This is a genomic window from Streptomyces sp. NRRL B-1347, assembly GCF_000720325.1.
In the GTDB taxonomy this organism is placed as follows: domain Bacteria; phylum Actinomycetota; class Actinomycetes; order Streptomycetales; family Streptomycetaceae; genus Streptomyces.
In genome coordinates this window covers 1-2,771 of sequence record NZ_JOJM01000179.1, presented here as the reverse complement: position 1 = coordinate 2,771, position 2,771 = coordinate 1, and the positions used below count along the sequence as shown (strand labels likewise).

Annotated in this window: 1 protein-coding gene and 1 pseudogene; both read right to left on the bottom strand. The window is 68.3% G+C overall.

Going from position 1 to position 2,771, the window contains the following annotated elements; genetic code table 11:
* Window positions 1-2,021, bottom strand: a pseudogene (locus tag IG74_RS0144185) (type I polyketide synthase); the annotation flags it as partial.
* Window positions 2,022-2,099: 78 nt separating this feature from the next.
* Window positions 2,100-2,771: phosphopantetheine-binding protein (locus IG74_RS47165; RefSeq protein WP_037827282.1), on the bottom strand; the 672-nt coding region annotated here is incomplete at its 5' end.

Below are 2,771 nucleotides of genomic sequence, written 5' to 3'. Positions count from 1 at the left end.
CCGCCACATGCGCGGCGGCGATCTCACCGATGGAGTGGCCGATCAGCACGTCCGGGGTGACACCCCAGTGCTCCAGGAGCCGGAACAACGCCACCTCGATGGCGAACAGCGCGGGCTGCGTGAACGCCGTCTGGTTCAGCAGCTCGGCGTCCGCGCCACCCTCGGCCGCGAACATCACGTCCTTCAGCGGACGGTCCAGTACGACGTCCAGGTGCGCACACCTCGTCCAGAGCCTGAGCGAACACCGGGAAGGCGTCGTACAACTCCCTGCCCATGCCCAGACGTTGGGCACCCTGGCCGGAGAAGAGGAACGCCGTCTTGACGGCCGTCCCGGCCACGCCCTGGAGCGCACCGGGGGCGGCTTCTCCGGATGCGACGGCTTCGAGTCCGGCGAGGAGTTCCGCACGGCTCGCGCCCGACACCACCGCGCGGTGCTCGAACATCGACCGCGTCGCCACCAGCGAGTAGCCCACATCCAGCGGGCTCGACTCGACCCGCTCCAGCAGGAACGCCCTGAGCCGCGCCGCCTGGGCCCGCAGCGCGTCCGCGCCACGAGCCGACAGCATCCACGTGGCCACGCCGCTGCCGACGTCGGAAGCCGGACTCTCCTCGGCCCCGGACTCGTCCTCATCGACAGGCGGGGCCTGCTCAATGATGGTGTGCGCATTGGTGCCACTCACGCCGAAAGCGGAGACACCAGCCCTGCGCGGCTGCCCGGTCTCGGGCCACGCCGTGGCCTCCGTCAGCAGCCGCACCTCACCCGCCGACCAGTCCACCTGCCGCGACGGCTCATCCACGTGAAGGGTCTGCGGCAACACACCGTGCCGCATCGCCATCACCATCTTGATGACACCAGCCACACCGGCCGCAGCCTGCGTGTGACCGAGGTTCGACTTCAGCGATCCCAGCCACAGCGGCAGGTTCTCCGGCCGCTCCTGACCGTACGTGGCCAGCAGCGCCTGCGCCTCGATCGGGTCACCCAGGGACGTACCGGTCCCGTGGCCCTCCACCACCTGGATGTCGGCGGCCGACAGACGGGCACTCGCCAGCGCGTCCCGGATGACCCGCTGCTGGGACGGACCGTTGGGCGCCGTAAGGCCGTTGGACGCACCGTCCTGGTTGACGGCGGAGCCGCGCACGATCGCCAGGACCGGGTGGCCGTTCTTCCGCGCGTCCGACAGCCGCTCCACGAGCAGCATGCCCACGCCCTCGGACCAGCCCGTGCCGTCCGCCGCGTCCGCGTACGGCTTGCAGCGGCCGTCGGGGGCCAGGCCACGCTGACGGCTGAACTCCACGAAGGCACCCGGTGTGGACATCACCGTGGCACCACCGGCAAGGGCAAGGTCACACTCGCCCTGACGCAGCGCCTGGACCGCCAGATGCAGCGCGACCAGCGACGACGAACACGCCGTGTCCACCGTCACCGCGGGGCCTTCGAGGCCGAGCGTGTACGAGATGCGGCCCGATACGACCGAAGTCGCCGTACCGGTCAGCAGATGGCCTTCGATCTCCTCGGGGAAACCGACGGTGTCCGCCCCGTAGCCCGAGGTGGCGGCTCCCACGAACACACCGCCACGCCGGCCCTTCACCGACCCCGGAGCGATGCCCGCCCGCTCGAAGACCTCCCACGAGGTCTCAAGGAGCAGCCGCTGCTGCGGATCCATGGCAAGGGCCTCACGCGGCGAGATCCCGAAGAAGCCCGCGTCGAACTCGTCCGCGTCGTGGAGGAAACCACCCTCACGGGAGTAGAACGTCCCTGAACTCTCGGGATCCGGGTCGTACATCCCGTCCACGTCCCACCCGCGGTTGGACGGGAAGTCGGAGATGGCGTCACCACCGTCGGCCACAAGGCGCCACAAATCCTCGGGGCTCCCCACACCACCCGGGAAACGGCAGCTCATCGCCACAATCGCGATGGGCTCCTGCTCTCCTGCCTCCAGCTCGCGCAGGCGTTGGCGCGCTTGGTGCAGATCAGCCGTTACCCGCTTGAGGTAGTCCCGAAGCCTATCTTCGTTCACCATGAAACCCTTGCCTGTCACGAGTCAAAGAAGTCTGAAGAATGAAAGGAGGCCAGAGACCTGCACCTCGGCGCTCACGTTTTAGCTGAGCTCGTTTTCGATGAAATCGAAGAGATCGTCGTCGGACGCCCCGTCAAGCCGCTGCGTAATGCTCTCAGCGTCCTTCGCTCCGCCCTCGTCGCCATTCAATCTGGCGAGGAGCACTTGGAGTCGGGCCGCGATGGCCATTCGCTCGGCATTGTCCGGCTCAGCCGTGGAGAGTGATGCCTCGAGTTTTTCCAGATCCGCGATCAGCGGAGTGGCGGATGCCCCTTCGTCGGGCAGGACGCCCGCTCCTACATGCTCTGCCAGAGCCTTTGCGTTGGGGTAGTCGAAGACCAGTGTGGTCGGCAGCCGCAGCCCGGTGTCCGAGTTCAGCCGGTTTCGGAACTCTACCGCCGTGAGCGAGTCGAATCCCAATTCCTTGAAGGCTCGGTCGGATTCCACGCCTTCCATGCCGGAGAATCCGAGAACCGCCGCCGCGTGACCGCGCACCAGGTCGAGCACAGCGCGCTGCCGCTCGCCCGGAGCCAGCGCGAGGAGCCTTTCCCGCAGGCGCGATCCGCCCTCGGCATGGCTCTCCTCGGCGGCTCGGGCCTGCTCCAGGGCCGATACGACCTCGGGCAGTTCGCCGAGGAGCGGGCTGGGCCGCCCGATCGTGAACGCGGGCGCGAACCGCTCCCAGTCCACATCGGCGACGGTGACCACACCCTC